This window comes from Bradyrhizobium sp. AS23.2 (genome assembly GCF_001908185.1).
Classification (GTDB): domain Bacteria; phylum Pseudomonadota; class Alphaproteobacteria; order Rhizobiales; family Xanthobacteraceae; genus Bradyrhizobium.
This window is the reverse complement of sequence record NZ_LGHM01000038.1, coordinates 18,114-36,742: the sequence shown is the minus strand read 5'-3', so window position 1 is coordinate 36,742 and position 18,629 is coordinate 18,114. Positions and strand designations below refer to the sequence as shown.

The following is an 18,629-nucleotide window of genomic DNA, read 5'->3' as shown; positions in this document are numbered from 1 at the left end:
CATGAGGCGCCGCGCGTCTCGGCCAGGCCTGCGGCCCGGCCCGCGATGCCGCATATGGCCCAGCCGAACGTCAGCCGCAGTTCGCCGATGAATGCCCACGCCCAGATGCCGGCGCCGCGCGCGGCGGCGCCTGCAACGCCGCATCCCGGTGGCGGCGGTGCTCCGCACATCAGTGGCGGCGGCGCGCCGGCCGGCGGCCCCGGTCGCGGTCACGAAAAGCACTAGCGCTGCTACGAAAGCCCGGCCTCGCGCCGGGCTTTCTGTTTGGCCCGGGTTCCTTGCGCTTACAATTTAAGGCAGTTCTGCCCGGGCAGATTTCATCGATCGTAATATCTCCACTCAAAGCTGTGGGCATCCACTCGGGGCAGCGGGGCACGGGAGGATGACGATGAGACAGAGCCGGGTGGAGACGCGCCGCCAAAATGTTGCGAAAAGGTCGATGGCCAAACAGGCCAAGCAGCTGGCCGGCCTGATTGCCGGACTGCGCGAATCGCTCGAAGGCATCCACAGGGAACGGGCGAACACAAAACCCTCCGGCGCCGAGATGGGCCTGCTTGACGAACGTCGCAACAATCTGCTGCTCACCATCGCTGCCCTGGACGATCGCCTGTCGGCAGTGCAGGGGCTCATCGATCTCGGCCGTCCGCACCCCATCCGCGTCCACTAGCGGATATTGAGCGCTATCGGTTCCGTCGCGGCGGCGACGGCGCTCCGCTTGGACGGCGGATTTGCATGACATGGGGGTTGGCGTAGCACTGGGCGGACTGCCCAGAGGCCGCCGCTGCGCACTGCGCGAGTGACGTGAAACTGCAATCGATGCTGCTGCCGTCGAGGGTGTAGACCTCGATGCAGGCGGGATAGCGCGGATCGTAGGTCTGCGCTCCTGCTGGCGCGGCGCCGAGCAGGCTGGCTCCCAGCAAGCCCGCGACAAGCAGAATCGCATCGATGTTGCCTGGCATATCGACCTCCGTCGCCCGGCTGGAATCAAAGCACCATGCTGCCGTGGAGGGCACCAAATTGCCACGCTCCCGGCGAATTGCCGCCAAAGCCCGCTGTCACGAGGGGAACGGGGTGCGGGGCAACGCCAGGGGATACGCATTGGCCTATAAAATGGTCGCAGAACGCGATAATGAGAAGTGCAGTTTCGCCCGCGAGAGCCGGTTGCTCATCGTGGCGAAGGCAAGGGTGTGGGCGAGCGAGGGGTGGAGCGTCGTCATCACTGACCAGGACGGCAAGACCTATACTCCGCTCGAATTTGATCAGTTGCTGGCGGCGTGACCGCGCGTGACGGGGCTCGGGGACGACATTTGATTTCGCTGTTTCGACTGGGGCGCGATGTGATCGCGCCCCTCACGACTCTCGCAGCCGCCGCCGCACTGACGGCGACGGTCGCGTCCGCGCAGAATCTCGACGCCGGCAAACCGCCTGCAAAGCTGTTTGCGGACGGTTGCGCGACCTGCCATCGCAGCCCGCGGGGATTGGCGAAAGGGCGCTTCAGCCTGACGCTCGGCTGGTTCCTCAGAGATCACTACGCGACCAGCTCCGACTCTGCCAAAGCGCTCGCTGCGTATCTGGAGTCGGTCGATGGACCGCCTCCGCGCGCTGCCGCGAAGCCCGGGGCAAAGCCGTCCAGATCCGCGCCGCGCCCGCGCAAGCCGGTGCAGAGCCACTAGCAGCTATTGCGATCCCGGCTAGACGCGTCGATAGGTCTGAGCCATCAGTCGCGTGTGCACGTCCCGCAGATCCGCCCTCATGCGTGTCTGTCCCGTCGTGACGTAGGACAGCCAGGCGCCGTCGGCGGCGAGGCGCACGACATGCAGATCGGGCGCGGCGTCAGTCGCATGGTGGCGCTTCAGCCGCGCCTTCATCCAGTCGTTCCAGAGCCGGCGCAGTGATGGATCGGTGACCACGACCATGCTCAGCGCCGCCCAGGGGGTGGCGAAGCCGAAGGCCTTGCCCGTAAACACCGCGTTCACATAGGCTCGCGTGAAGCTGCCGCGCGGCTTGGGATCAGCCTCAACGGCGGCGTCGATCTCGGCATCCACGCGGGCGAGCAGATCGGCAAACAAGCCCTCGATCAGCGCCTGCTTGCTCGAGAAATGATGAAACAGCCCGCCCTTGGTGACGCCAGCCGCCGTCGCCACCGCCTGTACCGTAACGCCGGAGACGCCATGGTCCATCGCGATGGCCGCGGCGCAGTCGAGCAGGGCGCGTCGGACCTGCTCCGGTTGCTTGGCGCGGGTGTAGGCGCTGGCCGGCATCAGTGCACCGTCGTCTCCGAGAACAGGTTGATGATCACGACCCCGGACACGATCAACGCAATGCCGACGAAGGCCGCGGCGTCCAGCATCTGGCGGAACAGTACGAAGGAGACCGTGGCGGTCAGGATAATGCCGACGCCGCCCCAGATCGCATAGGCGATGCTCAGGGGAATGACCCGGATCGCGACCGACAGCGCATAGAACGAGGCGACGTAGAACAGCACCATGGCCAGCGTCGGCCAGGGCCGCGTGAACTGCGCGGACTGCTGGAGGAAGGCGGACCCGGTGACCTCGAAGACGATGGCGAGGGCAAGCGCTGCGTAGGCATTGAAGGCGGAGGTCATGACGGGCTCGGGCATGGGCGCGCGAAAGATACCGCGCGGTAGGTATGTTCAATAGGTGGATCGTGGCTTTTCGGTGGGCTTTGACCTGCTCCCGAGGCATCCCACTCAGGCGTGACGAACCGGCGACAGAGGCTCGCGCGGCGAGGCTGGGTTGCGAACCATGCAGTGGATTCCCGTTCGGATTTCGCCGGATCATGGGTTAGCCTCGGTTTGCCTCCATCCAGCAATCGAGCGCCGCGCATGCATATTCTCCGTCCCCAGTTCCGAATCGAGGAGCCGCGCGCGCTGGAATTTGCCAGGCAACGCGGCTTCGGCATGATCGTGGCGGCGGATGAGCGCGGCCCGCACGCCTCGCACGTGCCGTTCGTGCTGGATCAGCGCGACGGACGCGCCATCGTGCAAATCCATTTTACGGCCAAGAATCCGCTCGTCCCGCTAGCGGACGGAAACAGGCGATTCCTGCTGATCGTGGCCGGTGACGATGCCTACATCTCCAACGACTGGTATGCCTCGCCGGACAACGTCTCGACCTGGCTCTACGAGGCCGTTCACCTGTCGGGCGTGGCACATCTGCGCGGACTGGACGAGAACCGCGGGCACGGCGACGCGCTGCTTGCGGTGGCCGAATCCCGGCTGCCGAAACGGCCCTGGGACCTCGCGCAGATGGAGCCGGAAAAGCGCGAAAGCATGTTAGCTGCGATCCGCGTCATCGATCTCGTGGTGGACACGGTCGATGGGCAGGCCAAGCTCAATCAGCACAAGAGCGACGCGGATCATATCGCGGTGGCGGACCGGCTGGCACAGTCGGAGGAGACGGGACACCGGCGGCTGGCGCAGAAGATGCAGACGCTGCGGCCGGGGCTCGCGTATCGGACGTCGTAGGCCTGTAGCCCGGATGGAGCGCAAGCGGAATCCGGGAGCGGTGCCGCGACCTCAGAGCCCCGGATCACGCTTCGCTCCATCCTGGCTACGCTTGCCTTGCAACACGTTTGCCCCTACGGACCTGTCCATGCTCGTCATCTCCATTCAAAGCCAGGTGGTCCATGGCCATGTCGGCAACAGCGCGGCCGCCTATGCCATGCAGGCGGAGGGCGTGAACGTCGCGGCGGTGCCGACGACGCTCCTGTCGAACCATCCGCGCTATCCGAGCCTGCGCGGCCGGGTGCTGGAGACCGAACTCGTCGCCGATCTCCTGAGGGGCGTCGAGGAGCGAGACCTCGTCGACGAGGCCGCGGTGCTCGTCACCGGCTATCTCGGCTCACCCGGCAATGCCGCTGCCGTCGCCGATTTCGTCGAGCGGGCCTTGATGCGCAATTCGAAGCTCGTCTATCTCTGCGATCCCGTGATCGGCGACGACGGCCGCGTCTATGTCGCCGACGGCATTCTGGACGTGCTGCGGCAACGGCTGCTGCCGGCGGCAAACCTGACCACGCCGAACCAGTTCGAGCTCGAGCTGCTCGCGAGCACCACGATCGCGGATGCGCAGGGCTTGCGCGCGGCGTGCGCGACACTGGCGGGGAAGGGACGCATCGACGTCGTTGCCACCGGCTGCACGCTCGCGGACACGCCTGACGGGCAGGTGGAGACGATCCTGTGTGCGGACGGTCAGTTGTCGCGCTTTGCGACGCCGCGGCTGCCGATCCGCCCCTATGGCACCGGCGATCTCCTGACCGGCCTGATCGCGGCACACCTCGCCAAGGGCAAGGCAACCGAGGCGGCGGTGCGGCTTGCGGTCGAGACCATCTTTGCGGTGCTGATACGCACGCAAGAGGCAGGCACATCCGAGATGCGCCTCGTGCCGCTGCCGACGCCGGGGCGAAAGGCGTAACGGCTCAGGTCGCCCGCTTTGCGGCGGTTTGCGCCGACTTCTGTGGCCTTGCCCGGACTTTCTGCTCGCGCGCGGCCTGTGCCTTTGGCGGCTTTGCGTGGGCCGCAGTCCGCACCTTTCTGGACTTCACGTTGGCCGCTTCCTTGTGGTCCGCCGTACCACGGCGCGAGATGTATTCCTGACCGTCGACCGGGCCGACATGCGGCGGATCGCGGTCGAGATAGGGCCGGCCGATGCCGAGCGCCTTGCCGTTGGCGTCAACCCATTTCCAAAGCGCTTCGGTCGAGACCCAGCGCTGCGCGCGATTGTCGCCCTTGGTGCTGACGATGTCAGCCGCCAAGCCATGGCCGTAGCCGCCGCGCGAGCTGCCGCCATGATAGGAGCGGTCGGAGGCGGCCTTCAGGCCGCTTGCGATCGACTGGCGATAGTCGTCGCGGAACGCGCTGGTGATGCCCGGCGAGAGGCCGGCGGCCTCTGCCGCAAGCAGTGTGCGAAACAGCTTTCGCTTGAAGCTGCGGTCCATGCCGCCGATCACGTAATCCATCATCGTCATGCCGGCGTGCTCGGCGGCCTTCGGATCCTTCCAGCCGAAATCCTCGTCGACCAGCTTCGTGAAGCTGCGCATCACGGTCCTCGTCTTGCCCCTGCGCTTGACTGTGACGGCGCGGCGCTCCTCGACCTTGATCGAGTCTTCCTTGGGCGTGCGCTGGTAGAGCGTCCAGAGATAGCGGTCGATGCAGGCATCCATGACCAAGCATTCGTCGAGCACGGCGACGGTATCCGCCGGTGGTGACGCTTTACTCTCCGCTGCTGCGGGCCCGCTCGCGATTGCTGCGGGGGACAGGGTGTCTGTCGTCACGATCTCGGCGGGATCGGCGGATGCGAGTTTGACAGGCTCTGGCGTTTGCGCCGGCGCGGCTTCTGCTGGTGCCGCTTCACTGACGACGGGCGCTGGCTCGGGCGAAATCTGTGGCGCGGGCGGCTCCGTCGGCAAGATCAGCGCCGAGTCGGCCGAGGCGAGCTTGACGGCGGGAATGGATGTGTCGGGCGTCGTCTCGTCGATGGTCGCCACCGGGCTCGGCGCCGCAGCCACGGCAGCCGCAATGTCGGCGGTCAACGCGATGCCATCCTCGATCGTCGCAGCGCGCGGAACATTGGCGAGCTGGAGTCGGTTGAGGTCCTTCGCACGCGAGACGGCCGTCGCATTGGCGCCGCTATTCTCGATGAGGGCCGGAGCGTTAGAGGACAGGGAGAGCGCCAGCCAGCCGGCCATAACGGCCGAGGGGCACAAGACTGCCACCAGAAGAGACCGCCGATCATTCATGATCCCTGCCTCCAAACGGTTCTGTTCGAACCTGCCTTGTCGGAACGGCATGCACAGCCAAGCACGCGGCTCGTTAATTGTTCGGAAGACCATGTGGCGATGCAATGGCACAATTCGGCGAAAAAGACCTTTTCGAGCGGGTGTTGCGCAGGTGCAACGAAGGTTCCATCGCGGTTCCGGAGCCGGGCAGGCCGGAAGTGATCAGCAAAAGCATTGTTGATTGTCGTCAAATTGGGGAAATCGAATTTACTCAATCTTGGATTGTGGATGTGCATTTCTCCCGTGCCGGGAACGTCCGGCAGGATTGGAAGGACACGATTGTGAAATTGAAGAACATGCTTCTTGAATTTGCCGCCGATGAATCCGGCGCGACCGCGATTGAATACGGCCTGATCGCTGCGGGCATTGCGCTCGCCATCATTGAAGTCATCTATGCGCTCGGCACCAATCTCGTTGAAAAGCTCCAGGCGCTTGCGACCGCGTTGAAATAGCGGTTCGCATGACGGAGCCGAGGGTGAGGGCGCTTATCCCCGCGCGTCCCGGACGCGGCATTTTGCCAGACGCCGAGCGGCAACCTTGCCGCCGCCTGCGCGTTAGTCGGCCATGACGCATTCCTCGCTTCGTCCCATGGACGCCTTCGACCCTACCGAGCCCGCCATCCTGTATGATCGCGTCTCCGGCGAGATCATCACCTGGACCGCAGATCAGGCCGATGACTATCGGCTTGCCAGCCGACCGCGCAGGGATGGAACCGTGGCTTGGAAGGCTTACGTATTCGATGGCTGGGGTAACGTGCTCGGCGGTTGAACCGCCGGGGGCAGGGAACTCAAGGCGCTGGGTGATTAAACATATCGCCATGCGCCGCGCGTGATGTTGCGTTGCGGTGGCGCATGTCGCATTGCAGCAAATCAGGATTAGATGTGCTCCGAACTTCCTTTGGAGCATCCCCAATGAACAAGAAGACTTTGTCGATCGCAGCCGCCGCCCTCGCCATCGCGGGCTCGACTGCCACCTTCGCTGCCGAGCTGCCGGCCTATGAGGCCAACGGCATTCCGGCCTCGCCCGTGCAGGTCCGCGTGCTCGGCGCAGCCCATGTCGAGCAGCAGGTGACGGCGCCCGCCACCAGCGTGACCGCGCTCCAGGCCAGCGTTCTGACGCCGCGCAAGGTCAAGACCGCCGACGTCACGACCGGCGCAGCCCGCTAAACTGACTTCGCCTGACGGCAGGCGGGCCGCGCCGAATGCGAGACCCGCCGCCTCGTCCGGCCTTCGACACACGACGTTGCATGCGCATCGCGCGTACGCAAAAATCGCGCTTCGATGCGCTGATTGAGACTCCGGCCGCGAACAAGTTCGCGTGAGTGTGCTGGTCATGTATGCCCGTTCATAACGGCGCCCTTCCATTTAACGCTTTGTTTTGAGGGTCGCGTGCCTGATGCGGCCGCCGCATCCGTGCGGCCAATTTTTGAAATCATAATGGAGGCCATATGCCCGTTGCACAGAAAGCCGTTATCGCGACCACCTCGCCGCGCGCGTTCATTCTCAGGCACACCGCGATGTTCGCAGCCGCCGCGCTATTCGTGTTCGTGCTGAGCCTGACATATGGGCTCGATCTCAGCCCCGGATTTTTCTAGCTGGTAACGGGCTGCGATAACGCTACACCCTGCGTTCCCGCACCGCGCGCAGGCGCGACGGCGAGCGGCCGTAGAGCTCGGCGAACGCGGCGTTGAAGCGGCGCAGACTGCCGAATCCGGCCTGGAACGCGATATCCGTCATGGTGTGATCGCCGGCATCGAGCAGGCGCTTGGCGCGCTGGACGCGCAGCGTCCTGGCGAGTTGCTGCGGCGTGGCGCCGACGTGCCGCTCGAACAGCCGCGCCAGATGACGCGAGGAAATGCCGAGCCGCATCGCGAGCGCCACCACCGTGTCCTCGTCGAGCGCGCCCTCATTGATCAGCTTCACCGCGCGGGCAACCGTCGAGCGCGTGCCGTTCCAGGCCGGGCAGAATGGCGCGGTCTCGGGGCGGCAGCGCAGGCAGGGTCGGAAGCCCGCGGCCTCGGCGGCGGCCGCCGTCGGATAATAGACGACATTGCGCGTCAGCGGCTGCTTGGCCGGACAGACCGGGCGGCAATAGATGCCCGTGGTCTTCACTGCCGTGAAGAAGCGGCCGTCATAGCGGGGATCGCGGCGCAGGCGCGCGGCATTGCAGGTCTCGAAGCTCAGCATGGCCGGATGATAGCGCGCATGCGTGCGCGGGCGAAAGGGCCGCGGGATGACCGAGTCCGATTGTGGCGAGCCGTATTGCGTTTGGGGGCCTAGAAGGCGGCGCCCTTGATGCAAGCGGAGAGCCCGTCGTGACCAGCCCCAGAAATATCGTACTGAACGCCTGGAAGACCTTTTCATCGCGCGATGCCGACCGCATCGCGGCGGTGTTCACCGACGATGCCGAATGGATCGCGCCGAAGGGCAACGCCACCGCGGTTGCGCTCGACCACACCGACCACATGGTCGGCGCGCGGCAGATCGCGCGGTTCATTGCGCAGGAGATGCACCGGTTGTTCGCGGACATCGATATCGCCTTTCGCGGCGTCTACGCCGACGGCGATGTCGTGATCGTCGAGGAGCGGATGCGCGCCACGCTTCCCGACGGGAAGCCATACGAGAACGACTATTGTTTCGTGTTCACCGTTGCCGGGATGCGTATCCGCGAGGTGCGGGAATACATGGACACGCGCGGGGGATGGCGGATGGTGTTTGGCGAAGAGGCACGGTGAACCGACGCTTTCGCCACTGCGTGCCAGCCCTGCAATGGCGTGGGTTGAGACGGCCGGCGCCCTGACGTAAGGCCTTGCGCCATGGATCAGCGGGCGAGCGGCGCTGACGCTCTCATTCAGAAGAACGATGCGGCGCCGGCGCTTGTTGGCGTCGTCTGCGGCCTGTCCGCGGCGCTGTTCTGGGCGCTGGGCTTTGCCGGCACGCGGCACGGCCTCAAGGTCGGCTTCACGCCCGTCGATCTCCTCGTGCATCGCTACGTCTGGTCGGGCATCGCGTTCCTGCCCCTGGTGTTGCGCGCCGGCATCTCCGATCTCTGCGGCATCGGCTGGGGCAGGGGCCTTGCGCTGATGGTGCTCGGCGGCCCGGTGATGTCGCTGATCTCCTACACCGGCTTCCTGCTCGTGCCGCTCGGTCATGGCAGCGTCATCCAGCCGTCATGCGCGACGCTCGGCGGCCTCCTGCTCGCTGCGGTCGTGCTGAAGGAGCGGATCTCGGCCTCGCGCCTTGCCGGCGCCTTCGTCATCGTCGGCGGCCTCTGCGTCATCGGCGCCGAATCGATCGGTCATATCGGGGCCGACGGCGTGCAGGGCGATCTGATCTTCGTGCTTACCGGCTTCATGTTCGCGAGCTTTGGCGCCGCGCTGCGCCAGTGGCGCGTCTCCGCGGTGTCGGCCGCGCTCGTCATCAGCGTGCTGTCGCTGCTGTTGCTGCCGATCTACCTGGCGACCGGCGGGCCCGCCCGCGTCGCGGCGATCGGCTTCAGCGAGAATGCGATCCAGGCGCTGGCGCAGGGCGTGCTCGCCGGTCCCGCCGCGCTCTATCTCTTCGCCGTTTCGGTCCAGCGCCTCGGCGTCGCTCGCGCCGCGGTGTTCCCGGCCTGCGTGCCGGCGCTGACGTTGCTGGTCGGCTGGCTGCTGCTCGGCGAGCCGCCGACGGCGCTGCAGGCCGCGGGCCTCGTCACGGTGCTCGGCGGGTTCTATCTGGCGCAGAGGCAGGCATAGGTCGTCCGCTCCCGGCATCTGCTGACAGCTGTTGCCTACGTTGTCCCCCGCACTTGTGAAGGGAAACGGATTTCCGCGTCGTTCCCATCCATGTAAAATCGCCGCATGAGCGAAATCGAGACCTTGTTCGGTGTGCTGCGCCAGTCGGCCGACACGGCCGTCGTCGACCTGCTCGAGCGCATGGTGCGGGAGGCCCCCGACCACGCCCTGAGCAAGATCAACGCGCTGGATCTTGCCGGCCGGGCCGGTCTCGGCGAGGAGCAGGTGATCGCGGGGTTGCTTCACGCGGTCGGGCTCGGCATCCTCGAGATGACCTGGAGCGTGATGTGCCCGAGCTGCGCCGGCGTGCTCTCGGCGAACAAGAGCCTGAAGACGGTGAACAGCCCGCAGTATCGCTGCGCATTTTGTGCCGCCGGCTACGAGACGTCGCTGGACAATCTGGTTGAGGTGACCTTTGCCGTCAGTCCGCGCGTGCGCAGGATCGCCGCGCACGATGCGGACGGGCTGCCGCTCAGCGAGTATTATCGCCAAGTGTTCTGGAGCTCGGCGATCGATCTGCCTGTTGACCTCGACGCGCTGCTGCGCGAGCTCACGCTGGAAGCCGTCGACCTGCCGCCGGGCGAGCGTGCCATCCTGTCGCTGCAGGTGCCCTCAGGCACGCTGATCGTGTTCGATCCGGTGACGCACACGGCGCAATTCCTCGAGGTCAAGGGCGAGGAGACGAGCGAACGCCAGAGCCTGTCGCTGATCTTGAACAAGGCCGACGTCCCCGTCGATGCCGTCGCCTTGCGCCCCGGCGCGCTGCGGCTGACCCTGGAAAACCGCACCGATGCGCGTGTGCTGCCGGCGGTGTGGGTGGTGAACCAGCGGCTCGAGGATATCCTGACGAGGCGCAAGCCAAGCCTTACCGCAAAACGCCTCCTCACCAATCAGACCTTTCGCGACCTTTACCGCACCGACACGCTGGCCATCGGCCAGCGGCTGAAGATCCTCAGCTTGACCTTCCTGTTCAGCGATCTCAAGGATTCCACTCGCCTCTACGAGCATGTCGGTGACCTCGTCGCCTTCGATCTCGTCAACGAGCATTTCCGCCTGCTGCAGGAGATCATCGCGGCCGAGCAGGGCGCCGTGGTCAAGACCATCGGCGATGCCGTGATGGCGACCTTCGAGACGCCCGATCGCGCCATTGCCGCCGCGATCCGCATGCGCGAGGCCATGAGCGAGCTGGGGGCCCAGCGCCAGCAACAGGGCCTGTTGCTGAAGATGGGCATCCACGAGGGATCGTGCCTCGCAGTCACCCTCAACGGCCAGCAGGACTACTTTGGGCAGACCGTGAACATCGCCTCGCGCATTCAGGGCCTTGCTGCCTCGCGCTCGATCGTCGTGACGGAATCGGTGGTGGACAATGCCGAGACCCGCAGCCTGCTGGAAGCCAGCGGCCTCGACCCGACCCGCCGCAGCGTCGCGCTCAGCGGGATCGCGGAGAGGGTGTCGGTTTACGAGATACCGTGAGCGACTTCGTAGCCCGGATGGAGCGCAAGCGAAATCCGGGACCGAATGTGCGGCACTATCCCGGATTGCGCGGAGCCTGTCATCGGGCGGCGCTTTGCGCCGACCCGGTGGCTCCATCCGGGCTACGCTTGGCTCCACAACACCACGAGCCCGCCATGACCTTCCTGCTCAACATCGACGTCCCCGATGTCGCGGTCGCCACGACGTTCTACACCACGGCCTTCGGCCTGACGGTCGGTCGCCGCTTCGGCACCGATTTCGTCGAGCTGCTCGGCTGGCCGGCGCCGGTGTATCTGCTGACCAAGCAGGCCGGCACGCTGGGCGCGGGCGACGACCGCCGCCGCTACGAACGGCACTGGACGCCGCTGCATATCGACGTCGTCGTCGACGATGTCGACGGCGCGGTGGAGCGCGGCTTACGCGCCGGCGCGATCCTGGAGACGCCCGCGCGTGATGCGCCTTATGGCCGGATCGCCATGCTGGCCGATCCGTTCGGACACGGATTTTGTCTGCTGGCGTTCAACGCGAAGGGGTATGACGCGCTGCTTGGCGGTAGGGCGGATTAGCGCAGCGTAATCCGCCGATCTGGCACAGATCGTGGATTACGAGTCACGCCTTCTTCACGAACTCAGATTTCAGGTTCATCGCGCCGATGCCGTCGATCTTGCAGGCGATGTTGTGGCCGTCGGTGGCATCCTGAAGGCGGATGTTCCTGACCTTGGTGCCGCCCTTGACGACCGATGACGATCCCTTGACCTTGAGGTCCTTCATCACGATGACGCTGTCGCCATCAGCGAGCACATTGCCATGGGCATCGCGCACGCCGGCCTCCTGCGGGACCTGCGCGGCCGCATCGCCCGTCGCGCTCCATTCATGGGCGCACTCCGGACAGACCCAGAGATCGCGATCCTGATAGGCATGCTCCGAGCCGCATTTCGGGCACTTCGTTGCGTCGCTCATGGCTGGTCTCGATCTCCGGAAAAAGCTGCGGGCGGTGTAAGCTGGATGCGCGCAGGTTGGCAAGTAGCCCGTCACCGAAACAGGGCGACAAAGATCACGTAGAGCCAGCCAAGAATCCCGTGGATGATCGCCCACAGGATCGAATGGTTGTTGGTGTAGGAGATCGCGATGGCGAGCGCCGAGCCGAAGCCGACGCCGTATTTCGCGCCCTCGACGCGGACGCCGTAGTAGCGATTGCCGTTCATGATGATCCTTCCGGGTAATTGCGCTGCATCTCTTCCTACGGGCCTCGCACTGATCTCTTGATACAGATCAATTTCGGCTGCGGATGGCGCCTTGATGGGTGTCAGACAAAAAACTCGAAAACAACCCCATGCAAAGTAGAAACTGCCGCCCTGGACTTCATTTCGGTAAGACCGAATAATGTTTGACCCGTCGGGCAAAACAGGCGCATTATGTCATAGTGGCGGGGCCTCGACGGCGAAGAGCTTCGTAGCCCGGATGGAGCCACCGGGTCGGCGCGATGCGCCGCCCGATGACAGGCTCCGCGCAATCCGGGGCAGGTGCCCGCCGCACGATCCCGGATTACGCTTCCGCCTTCGCTCTTCGAGCTACGGCGGACAAGTCGCTCCATCCGGGCTACGGCCTGCCGCCGCAACGATCGATTGGCAGCAAATCCTTTACCATGGCGTCCGGTCCCGGTTGAACCGGTCGAGCAGTTACGGAAAATTCGACGGACTTGCGCCTGAATTTTAAGGGTGCGTCGGCTACGCCGTTCGAAAATTGCCTGAGGTTACGGGAGCGTACGGGTCATGAGCGAGTATCGTGCTGCAGTCAGACATCAGACGTTGAGGACCGGCATTGTCGAGTTCGACAACGGCACGGGCAGCACCGTCAGCGTCCCCTGTACGATCCGCGATGTCTCAGGCAGCGGCGCCCGCCTGCAACTCAACAGCTCGCTGTGGGTCGCCGAGCAATTCACGCTGATCTTCAACAATGGTCTGCGCAAGGGCTGCCGGGTCGCCTGGCGCAAGGGCAGGCTGATCGGCAGCGCGTTCGCGGACGGCTATGCGAGCCCGGACGAGCAGGCTGCCATGATGACTGCGGACGAGCAGTCCCGGCACAGGCTTGGGATCGGTGCGCGCGTGAGAAGCGCGCGCGAGACCCGCGGCTACACCGAAGTCCAGCTGGCGGAGCTCATTGGCGTGCCGGCCGGTTTCTTGTCGCTGGCCGAGAAGGGCGAGGCGGACATTCCGCTCTACCAGCTGATGCGTATCGCCGATCTGTTGCTGGTCAGTCTCGACCGGCTCGTTGCAGGCCCGGCGCCGAGCGATGGATCAGGGGAAGTCGACGCGGCGTAGTGGCGAGGCGGCTGCCGGCACGGTGCCTTGGGCCTATCCGCTCTACGGGCTCACCAATCCGAATAGCCGTAGGGGTCGACCATATAGGGCGGGGGCATCCAGGGTCCTCGCGGCGGCCTGGGCCGCCGAGGTGGTGCGGCCGCCTGTATGTGCGGGCGCGCAACCGCATCGCTCTCCTTCACCACGCTCCGCGCCGCGGGTTTGGCCGCTGCGGATGCGGATAGCGTCGTGAGCTGCGTCTGCAGCGCCTGGACCTGCGTGGCGAGGCGCGCATTGTCGCTTGCGTCTTTCTGCTGCGCCGTCCTCAGTTGTTGAATGGCGTCGGCCTGCTCGTGAAGCGTCTGCTCGTGACGGCTCTTCAGTTGCTCGAGCTTTTCGTTGATGCTTGCAAGCTGGTCCGTAATGGCCTTGAGCGATTGCGCCAACTCGGCGGGTTTCTGATCGGGCGGCGTGGCGCCGGCCGGCGGATTGCGATCTGCGTCCTTCTGGACCGGCGGCGCCGGCACGGGCATCTGCTCGTCGGCAGCAGCTAGCTGGACGGCTAGTGGATTCGCCGGACTGTGAGCCTCGGACGCTTCCGGGGCTGGGTGCGAGACCGGCGGAGCCCATCGCGCCATGATCGCTCTGGCCTCATCGCGATATTGCGAAGCGAACGCAGCACCAAGGACGCCTATCGCCAGCAACAGGCCAACGAAGGCCCGCACTATGGGCCGATTCTCTTTCGGGCTTTCTTGGTGAACCTTGCTCTGCGGCGATGACGGCTTTTCCAGGGGATCGTCACCTGGCCCGGCACTGGCCTTTGACTGCGAGATTGACGGGCCGTCGGCGCCGCTTTCCATTCCGGAAACCAGCCGGTCCAGGCGCGCAAGGTCTTCTTCGGCGCTCTTGATCCGTTCATACGCCCGCGTCAGATCGCCATCGGCGCGCGGTTCGTCCGGCTTGGGGTCGTTCGTCTCAGGCACCGATGCGCTTTCCATTTGGTCTTGCGTCAACAGAACTTGCGTCAACAGAATGAGTGCGGCAGTCCGAGATCGTGAAGAGAATAGGTCGCACCGCCGTCGTGATCAAGACAACGCGAGCGTGAGGGAGAATCTATGGCTATCTCGGCGGGCGGCTTTCGCGGCTTTCGCGTCAAGGCTGGAAGCTCGCACCTGACGCCATCAGTATTGCGCCGATGGCCATCAGAAGAATTCCTGGCCAGTTCGATCTGACCCCAAGGAATCCGAGGCCTCGCCGTGGCGGCTCCAATGTGCCGCGAACGTCCCGGGGGGAATCCCGGCCGCTCAGTGGTCCCCGCCAAATGGTGGCGCGTGCCGTGTATAGGAGTCCGCCGAAGATGAGCAGCGCGCCAAGTCCCATCAGGACCATTTTCGCCTCTCAACTCGTCGCTGCCGCCATAAACGACGGCCACATATTTCAAAACGATGAAGCGCGAATGGTTCCACAACCTGGCAGGTTAGCACCTGCGAAATCCATCATCCGCAGCGCTCCGCAATTGATGGATCCGCCTTCGCTCTTCGAGCGGACAAGTCGCTCCCCTCCATCCAAGGCGCTATAATGGATATCATGCTCGAGTTCGGTCCAACTTGCGTAGGAGTGTCCGATGAAATCGCTTTTACTGCTCACGGCGAGCGGTCCGTTGCTCATTCTCACATCCCATGAGTCCCTGCACGACCAGAAGCTCCTCGAGGTGCTCAGGCACAAGGGGATCGGCAAGTTCGTCGCGTTCGAGGTTCCCTTGTCGCTCGCCAGAGCGCGCTACGGCGGGCACTTTCAAGCGGTCGAAAGCAATCTGCATGAGACCGATGATTTGAGGGTCCTCGACTTCGACGGCCAGCGGATATTTCAACTCTTTCGTTTCGATGAGCTTGGTGCACCGATCCTGAAAGAACAGTCGTGATCCGATTTTGCCTTGCGGCATGATCCGTTTCGCGAAACCGGCAGCGGTCATTCAAACAACTCGAGCGCGAATTAGCTTGCCTTGCTTTGCGTCCTTGAGCACTCTTCCAAGGGAGGAGGCCAACGCATGAAGATCACGACCCTTACGTTTGCGCTCGGAACGGCCCTGGCGCTGTGTAACCTTGGGATATCGGGTGCTGAAGCCCGGGCGAAGAAAGCCCCGGTCGTTCGTGAACAAGAGAGGCTTGTTGTCACGGCGCCCGTGCTCAGGCCAACTCCGTGGGATTATTATATTGTTCCACGATATCGTTATCGCCCTGAGGACGACCGGGTCGATCCATACGGCCCGCCCACGGTGTCGTCGTGGGTCCGCTATGAGGGGTGGCGGTGGCCATACTGGTGGTGAAAAGCGATTACATTCCGGGGCATGTGGTGATCGGCCATCGTTGGCCCCGAACTGAATAGCGCAAAAAGTGTAGCCCGGATTTCGCTACGCTCCATCCGGGCTACGCTCGCTGTGCCGCAGAGATGGATGCAGGCGGCTAGAACCTGCTTCTGCGGCGGGCGAGAACATCAGTTCGTAGGATGGGTAGAGCGGAGCGAAACCCATCAACAGCCGTCGTGGAATGATGGGTTTCGCAAGAGCTCTACCCATCCTACGGGCTGCGCCTGCTAACCACGGTCATCCTCCGCAAGGCGCATTGCGGTCCAGATACACCGATGCCAGCTCGATGGCATGGTTCGAGATCTGTCGTTAGTGACGTGTCGCGCGGATTTCGAGCGTCGTCTGTGTGAGCCTGGCCACGAATCCCTCAAAATTCATGACCCTTTGCCTGGTCAATTGTCCATGCAACTCGGCGATCTTCTGGGATTCGGTGACAAACGATTCGCACACCTGTTTCGCGTACTCCATCTGAAGCTCAAAGGCCTCGACGGGTGAGCGCGCCGCCGCGAGCTTTCCCAGGAAGGTCCAGGCGTGCTCGAGCGACGTCCTCGTGTAGTCGCTATAGGCATCGGCAATCGCCTGCCTGCTGGCCTGGAAGGGTTCCACCGGTGCGACGGGCGCGCTTGCAACGATCTCCATCCCGGAAGCCTCGCCCGGCAAGGCTGCAGCCGACGGTACCTGCGCACTGATCTCTCGGCTCGTCTCTTGCCCGGTCTCTTGCCCTATCTCTTGCTCGGTCTCTTGCTCGGTCTCTTGCCCGGTCTCTTGCCCTATCTCTCGCTCGGTCTCTTGGCTGATCTCTTGCCTGATCTCTTGGCTGATCTCCGCCGAGGCATCCGGCAATTGATGGGCTGCAGTTGCGTGTTGCTCGCCGGCCCCGGTCCGTTGCCCGGCCTTCTTCTTCCCGCCGCGCCGGCCGGATTTTCCCGTTGGCTTATTTCCCACCGCACTCGACATGGCAAATGGCTCCTCAAATATCGCTGAAGCCGCAAGCCTCCGTCGCGTTTGCGCTGAAATCGCGATTGTGGATTGTCGCTTGCATGGCGGCCGTGTGGTGAGATTTGGCCTGATGTCGGCAAGGCCATCCTGCCGGGGCTTGACCGTCCTGCGCGCGAGACCATGCTCGCCGCCACCCGCGTCATCGCTCTCGTTGTGAGCGAGATCGACGAGGGAGCGCCTGGTCGTTCTGTATGCAGTCCGCGCGAGCGCGGCAGTCAATTGAGGCGAACTATCACCATAATCATCTACAAGTTGAATGCACTGTCACCGTAATTCGGGGGTGACGGCCTGGACTGCTTCGCTGCGCTCGCAATGACGGGGTCCTGGTCCTCGCGCGTTCGTGGTCACCGGAACAGGCCTGCGGGCCACGCTTGCTCATCATGCCTTATAAAAGTCTTGCGGTAGTTGTGAAATGGCACACAGACGGCAGCCCTCAGGTCTGCTTCTGTGGCGCCGACACTAGACCCTCGTGCGCTGCTCGGCGATGCGCACCGGGTGGGTCGGCATTTGGCAATTTCGGGATGATCGCTATGGGCGTTTTCAATCGCACGGCCATGCTTTGCAGCTCTTTCATCGTGTCCACCATGAGCGGGTGAACCGAGAGATTTCGCGTGCGCGCAACGGCGCGTGCAGGGAGTTTTCTTGAGGCCCCGCCGGTTTCGGACGGGGCCTTTCCATTTTTAATGTCAGCCCACGACTGCCCGGCGGCGCCTTCGCGAAGAAGGATGCAGGGCCATGTGGGAGTATTTTGGACCCGATCTGGCTTTTGACCTGGTGAAGGGGCTGGTCGCCGGAGTTGCCTCTCTGGCGTTTCAGGTCGTCGCCCCGCGGACGTTTCATGCCGCGAAGTGGTTTCGCGCGCGCTGGGTTGCCAGAAAAGACGCAAGACAAGCCGCAAGGCAAGCACGCCGCAACGCGCCGGCGAATGATGAGCCGTGAGGTCTCGTAGGATGGGTGGAGCGAATGCTCCACCCATCCTACATCCTTCCTGGATGTCGCTACGCTCATCCGAGCTACGAATTGCCGATATCCGCCGCTAGCCGCAGAAACTGCCGCTTCATCGCGTTGACGCGTGAGATGTAGCTTGCGACGAGGTGATCGCCGCATCGCTCGCCGGCGATCATCTGAAAGTGGCGGCGTGCGTAGGCGGTGGCGGGACCTGCGCCGCAGAGATGGATGAAGGCGGCCAGATCCTGCTTCTGCTGCGCGCTTGCCTTCACATCGCCCGCGCGGCGAGAACATCAGCCACATTGCGGTCCAGATACACCGATGCCAGCTCGATGGCGTGGCTCGGGATCGCGCGGGTGTAGAGGCCAGTGAACCCGCAGCCGGTATTCGTGACCGCGTTCCCGCGGATACAAAACCGTGCGGCCTCGGCATAGGCCGGATCGGTCATCTGGTAGAGGCCGACGGAGCTGGAAGCGGGCCGATAGATCGCGAGCGGATTGAAGCTCCATCGCCAGCGCCAGTAGGTGCGCGCCACCGGATTTGCTGAACTCTCGACCTGCGCCAGCGCGGCCAGCAATTCGGGCGTGATCGTATCGGTGGAATGCTTGCGGAAGAGTGGCCCGTATTGCCGCCAATTCTCTGATGGATCCTTGTCGAGGGAGTTGCCGACAAAGAAGAACAGCTCGGTCGGCTTGCGGATCACGTGATAGACGATGTTCACCAGCGCTACGAACGCAAGCAGGATGGCTAAGCTGCACGCGATCCGGACCGCTCGCGGCGCTCGCGCGAAATTCTTTCGCACCCACCGAGCGCCTCGCCGGAGGCTGCGAAGGCGAGGGAGGAGGCGACTGCTTTTTCTTGGCATGGGTCTTGGGGGAACGCTTAGAAATGGGTCGAGCGCTTGCGAAATTCATCACCTGACGGAGTTGATGGGTATCACTTCGCGCCGCCCATCCTCGGAGCTTGCGGGGGA

24 protein-coding genes and 2 pseudogenes are annotated in these 18,629 nt (G+C 64.1%); 15 read left to right on the top strand and 11 right to left on the bottom strand.

What is annotated here, in order from left to right; all coding sequences use genetic code 11:
* Both AC630_RS46790 and AC630_RS08655 read left to right on the top strand, forming a co-directional pair.
* A pseudogene (locus AC630_RS46790) lies at nt 1–225 on the top strand (SH3 domain-containing protein); the annotation flags it as partial.
* Between the two features lie 163 nt (nt 226–388).
* On the top strand, nt 389–667 hold the full coding sequence (locus tag AC630_RS08655) for a hypothetical protein (RefSeq protein ID WP_074118065.1): 279 nt from the start codon (nt 389–391) through the stop codon (nt 665–667).
* A gap of 13 nt (nt 668–680) precedes the next feature.
* Here AC630_RS08655 and AC630_RS08650 read toward each other — a convergent pair whose 3' ends face one another.
* A complete protein-coding gene (locus AC630_RS08650; RefSeq protein WP_074118058.1) occupies nt 681–959 on the bottom strand; it encodes a DUF3551 domain-containing protein in 279 nt (92 codons plus the stop codon).
* A gap of 112 nt (nt 960–1,071) precedes the next feature.
* Here AC630_RS08650 and AC630_RS08645 point away from each other — a divergent pair, with 112 nt between their 5' ends.
* Together AC630_RS08645 and AC630_RS08640 are read left to right on the top strand one after the other, a co-directional pair.
* Complete coding sequence (locus tag AC630_RS08645; protein WP_074118057.1) at nt 1,072–1,278, top strand: hypothetical protein; 207 nt, start codon at nt 1,072–1,074, stop codon at nt 1,276–1,278.
* A 59-nt stretch (nt 1,279–1,337) separates the two neighbouring features.
* On the top strand, nt 1,338–1,673 hold the full coding sequence (locus AC630_RS08640) for a hypothetical protein (RefSeq protein WP_074118056.1): 336 nt from the start codon (nt 1,338–1,340) through the stop codon (nt 1,671–1,673).
* Nucleotides 1,674–1,691: 18 nt separating this feature from the next.
* Here the strand turns inward: AC630_RS08640 and AC630_RS08635 are convergent, their stop codons facing one another.
* Entirely contained in the window at nt 1,692–2,261 is a 570-nt protein-coding gene (locus tag AC630_RS08635; RefSeq protein WP_074118055.1) for a TetR/AcrR family transcriptional regulator, read from the bottom strand.
* Entirely contained in the window at nt 2,261–2,605 is a 345-nt protein-coding gene (locus tag AC630_RS08630; RefSeq protein WP_074118064.1) for a DMT family transporter, read from the bottom strand. The genes AC630_RS08635 and AC630_RS08630 overlap by 1 nt, the downstream gene beginning before the upstream one ends.
* A 240-nt stretch (nt 2,606–2,845) precedes the next feature.
* Here AC630_RS08630 and AC630_RS08625 point away from each other — a divergent pair, with 240 nt between their 5' ends.
* Nucleotides 2,846–3,487: an FMN-binding negative transcriptional regulator gene (locus AC630_RS08625; RefSeq protein ID WP_074118054.1), complete on the top strand. Its 642-nt coding sequence runs from the start codon at nt 2,846–2,848 to the stop codon at nt 3,485–3,487.
* A gap of 127 nt (nt 3,488–3,614) precedes the next feature.
* Nucleotides 3,615–4,433, top strand: a complete 819-nt coding sequence (pdxY, locus tag AC630_RS08620) for a pyridoxal kinase (protein WP_074118053.1) — start codon at nt 3,615–3,617, stop codon at nt 4,431–4,433.
* A 4-nt stretch (nt 4,434–4,437) separates the two neighbouring features.
* On the opposite strand, the gene AC630_RS08615 is transcribed toward pdxY, so the two are convergent.
* The gene (locus tag AC630_RS08615) at nt 4,438–5,757 is read right to left on the bottom strand and encodes a M15 family metallopeptidase domain-containing protein (RefSeq protein WP_074118052.1); all 1,320 of its coding nucleotides are present in this window, start codon (nt 5,755–5,757) and stop codon (nt 4,438–4,440) included.
* Nucleotides 5,758–6,077: 320 nt separating this feature from the next.
* On the opposite strand from AC630_RS08615, the gene AC630_RS08610 reads away from it, so the two are divergent.
* The 4 genes from AC630_RS08610 (at nt 6,078) to AC630_RS45305 (ending at nt 7,390) form a co-directional block, all read left to right on the top strand.
* Nucleotides 6,078–6,248 (top strand): Flp family type IVb pilin, encoded by a 171-nt coding sequence (locus AC630_RS08610; protein ID WP_083636156.1) that lies wholly within the window; start codon nt 6,078–6,080, stop codon nt 6,246–6,248.
* Between the two features lie 112 nt (nt 6,249–6,360).
* Nucleotides 6,361–6,564 carry a hypothetical protein gene (locus AC630_RS08605; protein ID WP_074118051.1) on the top strand — a complete coding sequence of 68 codons (204 nt, stop codon included), beginning with the start codon at nt 6,361–6,363 and terminating at the stop codon, nt 6,562–6,564.
* Nucleotides 6,565–6,707: 143 nt separating this feature from the next.
* Entirely contained in the window at nt 6,708–6,962 is a 255-nt protein-coding gene (locus AC630_RS08600) for a hypothetical protein (RefSeq protein WP_074118050.1), read from the top strand.
* Nucleotides 6,963–7,243: 281 nt separating this feature from the next.
* The gene (locus AC630_RS45305) at nt 7,244–7,390 is read left to right on the top strand and encodes a hypothetical protein (protein ID WP_167561156.1); all 147 of its coding nucleotides are present in this window, start codon (nt 7,244–7,246) and stop codon (nt 7,388–7,390) included.
* 22 nt (nt 7,391–7,412) lie between these two features.
* Here the strand turns inward: AC630_RS45305 and AC630_RS08595 are convergent, their stop codons facing one another.
* On the bottom strand, nt 7,413–7,982 hold the full coding sequence (locus AC630_RS08595) for a bifunctional transcriptional activator/DNA repair enzyme AdaA (protein WP_074118049.1): 570 nt from the start codon (nt 7,980–7,982) through the stop codon (nt 7,413–7,415).
* Nucleotides 7,983–8,110: 128 nt separating this feature from the next.
* Here AC630_RS08595 and AC630_RS08590 point away from each other — a divergent pair, with 128 nt between their 5' ends.
* From AC630_RS08590 to AC630_RS08575, 4 genes are all read left to right on the top strand, one after another.
* Nucleotides 8,111–8,530, top strand: a complete 420-nt coding sequence (locus tag AC630_RS08590) for a nuclear transport factor 2 family protein (RefSeq protein WP_074118048.1) — start codon at nt 8,111–8,113, stop codon at nt 8,528–8,530.
* A gap of 81 nt (nt 8,531–8,611) precedes the next feature.
* Nucleotides 8,612–9,532: a DMT family transporter gene (locus AC630_RS08585; protein ID WP_074118047.1), complete on the top strand. Its 921-nt coding sequence runs from the start codon at nt 8,612–8,614 to the stop codon at nt 9,530–9,532.
* 105 nt (nt 9,533–9,637) lie between these two features.
* Complete coding sequence (locus tag AC630_RS08580) at nt 9,638–11,044, top strand: adenylate/guanylate cyclase domain-containing protein (protein WP_074118046.1); 1,407 nt, start codon at nt 9,638–9,640, stop codon at nt 11,042–11,044.
* A gap of 155 nt (nt 11,045–11,199) precedes the next feature.
* Nucleotides 11,200–11,610, top strand: coding sequence for a VOC family protein (locus AC630_RS08575; protein ID WP_074118045.1), 411 nt, complete (start codon nt 11,200–11,202; stop codon nt 11,608–11,610).
* 43 nt (nt 11,611–11,653) lie between these two features.
* Here AC630_RS08575 and AC630_RS08570 read toward each other — a convergent pair whose 3' ends face one another.
* Entirely contained in the window at nt 11,654–12,004 is a 351-nt protein-coding gene (locus AC630_RS08570; protein ID WP_074118044.1) for a zinc ribbon domain-containing protein YjdM, read from the bottom strand.
* 71 nt (nt 12,005–12,075) lie between these two features.
* Nucleotides 12,076–12,249, bottom strand: a complete 174-nt coding sequence (locus tag AC630_RS45300; RefSeq protein ID WP_018644642.1) for a hypothetical protein — start codon at nt 12,247–12,249, stop codon at nt 12,076–12,078.
* A 567-nt stretch (nt 12,250–12,816) separates the two neighbouring features.
* On the opposite strand from AC630_RS45300, the gene AC630_RS08565 reads away from it, so the two are divergent.
* Entirely contained in the window at nt 12,817–13,365 is a 549-nt protein-coding gene (locus AC630_RS08565; protein WP_074118043.1) for a helix-turn-helix domain-containing protein, read from the top strand.
* A gap of 50 nt (nt 13,366–13,415) precedes the next feature.
* On the opposite strand, the gene AC630_RS08560 is transcribed toward AC630_RS08565, so the two are convergent.
* From AC630_RS08560 to AC630_RS08530, 4 genes and pseudogenes are all read right to left on the bottom strand, one after another.
* Entirely contained in the window at nt 13,416–14,342 is a 927-nt protein-coding gene (locus tag AC630_RS08560) for a hypothetical protein (RefSeq protein WP_074118042.1), read from the bottom strand.
* 638 nt (nt 14,343–14,980) lie between these two features.
* Nucleotides 14,981–15,316 (bottom strand): hypothetical protein, encoded by a 336-nt coding sequence (locus AC630_RS45295; protein ID WP_167561155.1) that lies wholly within the window; start codon nt 15,314–15,316, stop codon nt 14,981–14,983.
* Nucleotides 15,317–16,018: 702 nt separating this feature from the next.
* The gene (locus AC630_RS08540) at nt 16,019–16,666 is read right to left on the bottom strand and encodes a phasin family protein (protein ID WP_074118062.1); all 648 of its coding nucleotides are present in this window, start codon (nt 16,664–16,666) and stop codon (nt 16,019–16,021) included.
* Between the two features lie 1,055 nt (nt 16,667–17,721).
* Nucleotides 17,722–18,521 (bottom strand): annotated as a pseudogene (locus tag AC630_RS08530) (transglycosylase SLT domain-containing protein).
* Between the last annotated feature and the right edge of the window lie 108 nt (nt 18,522–18,629).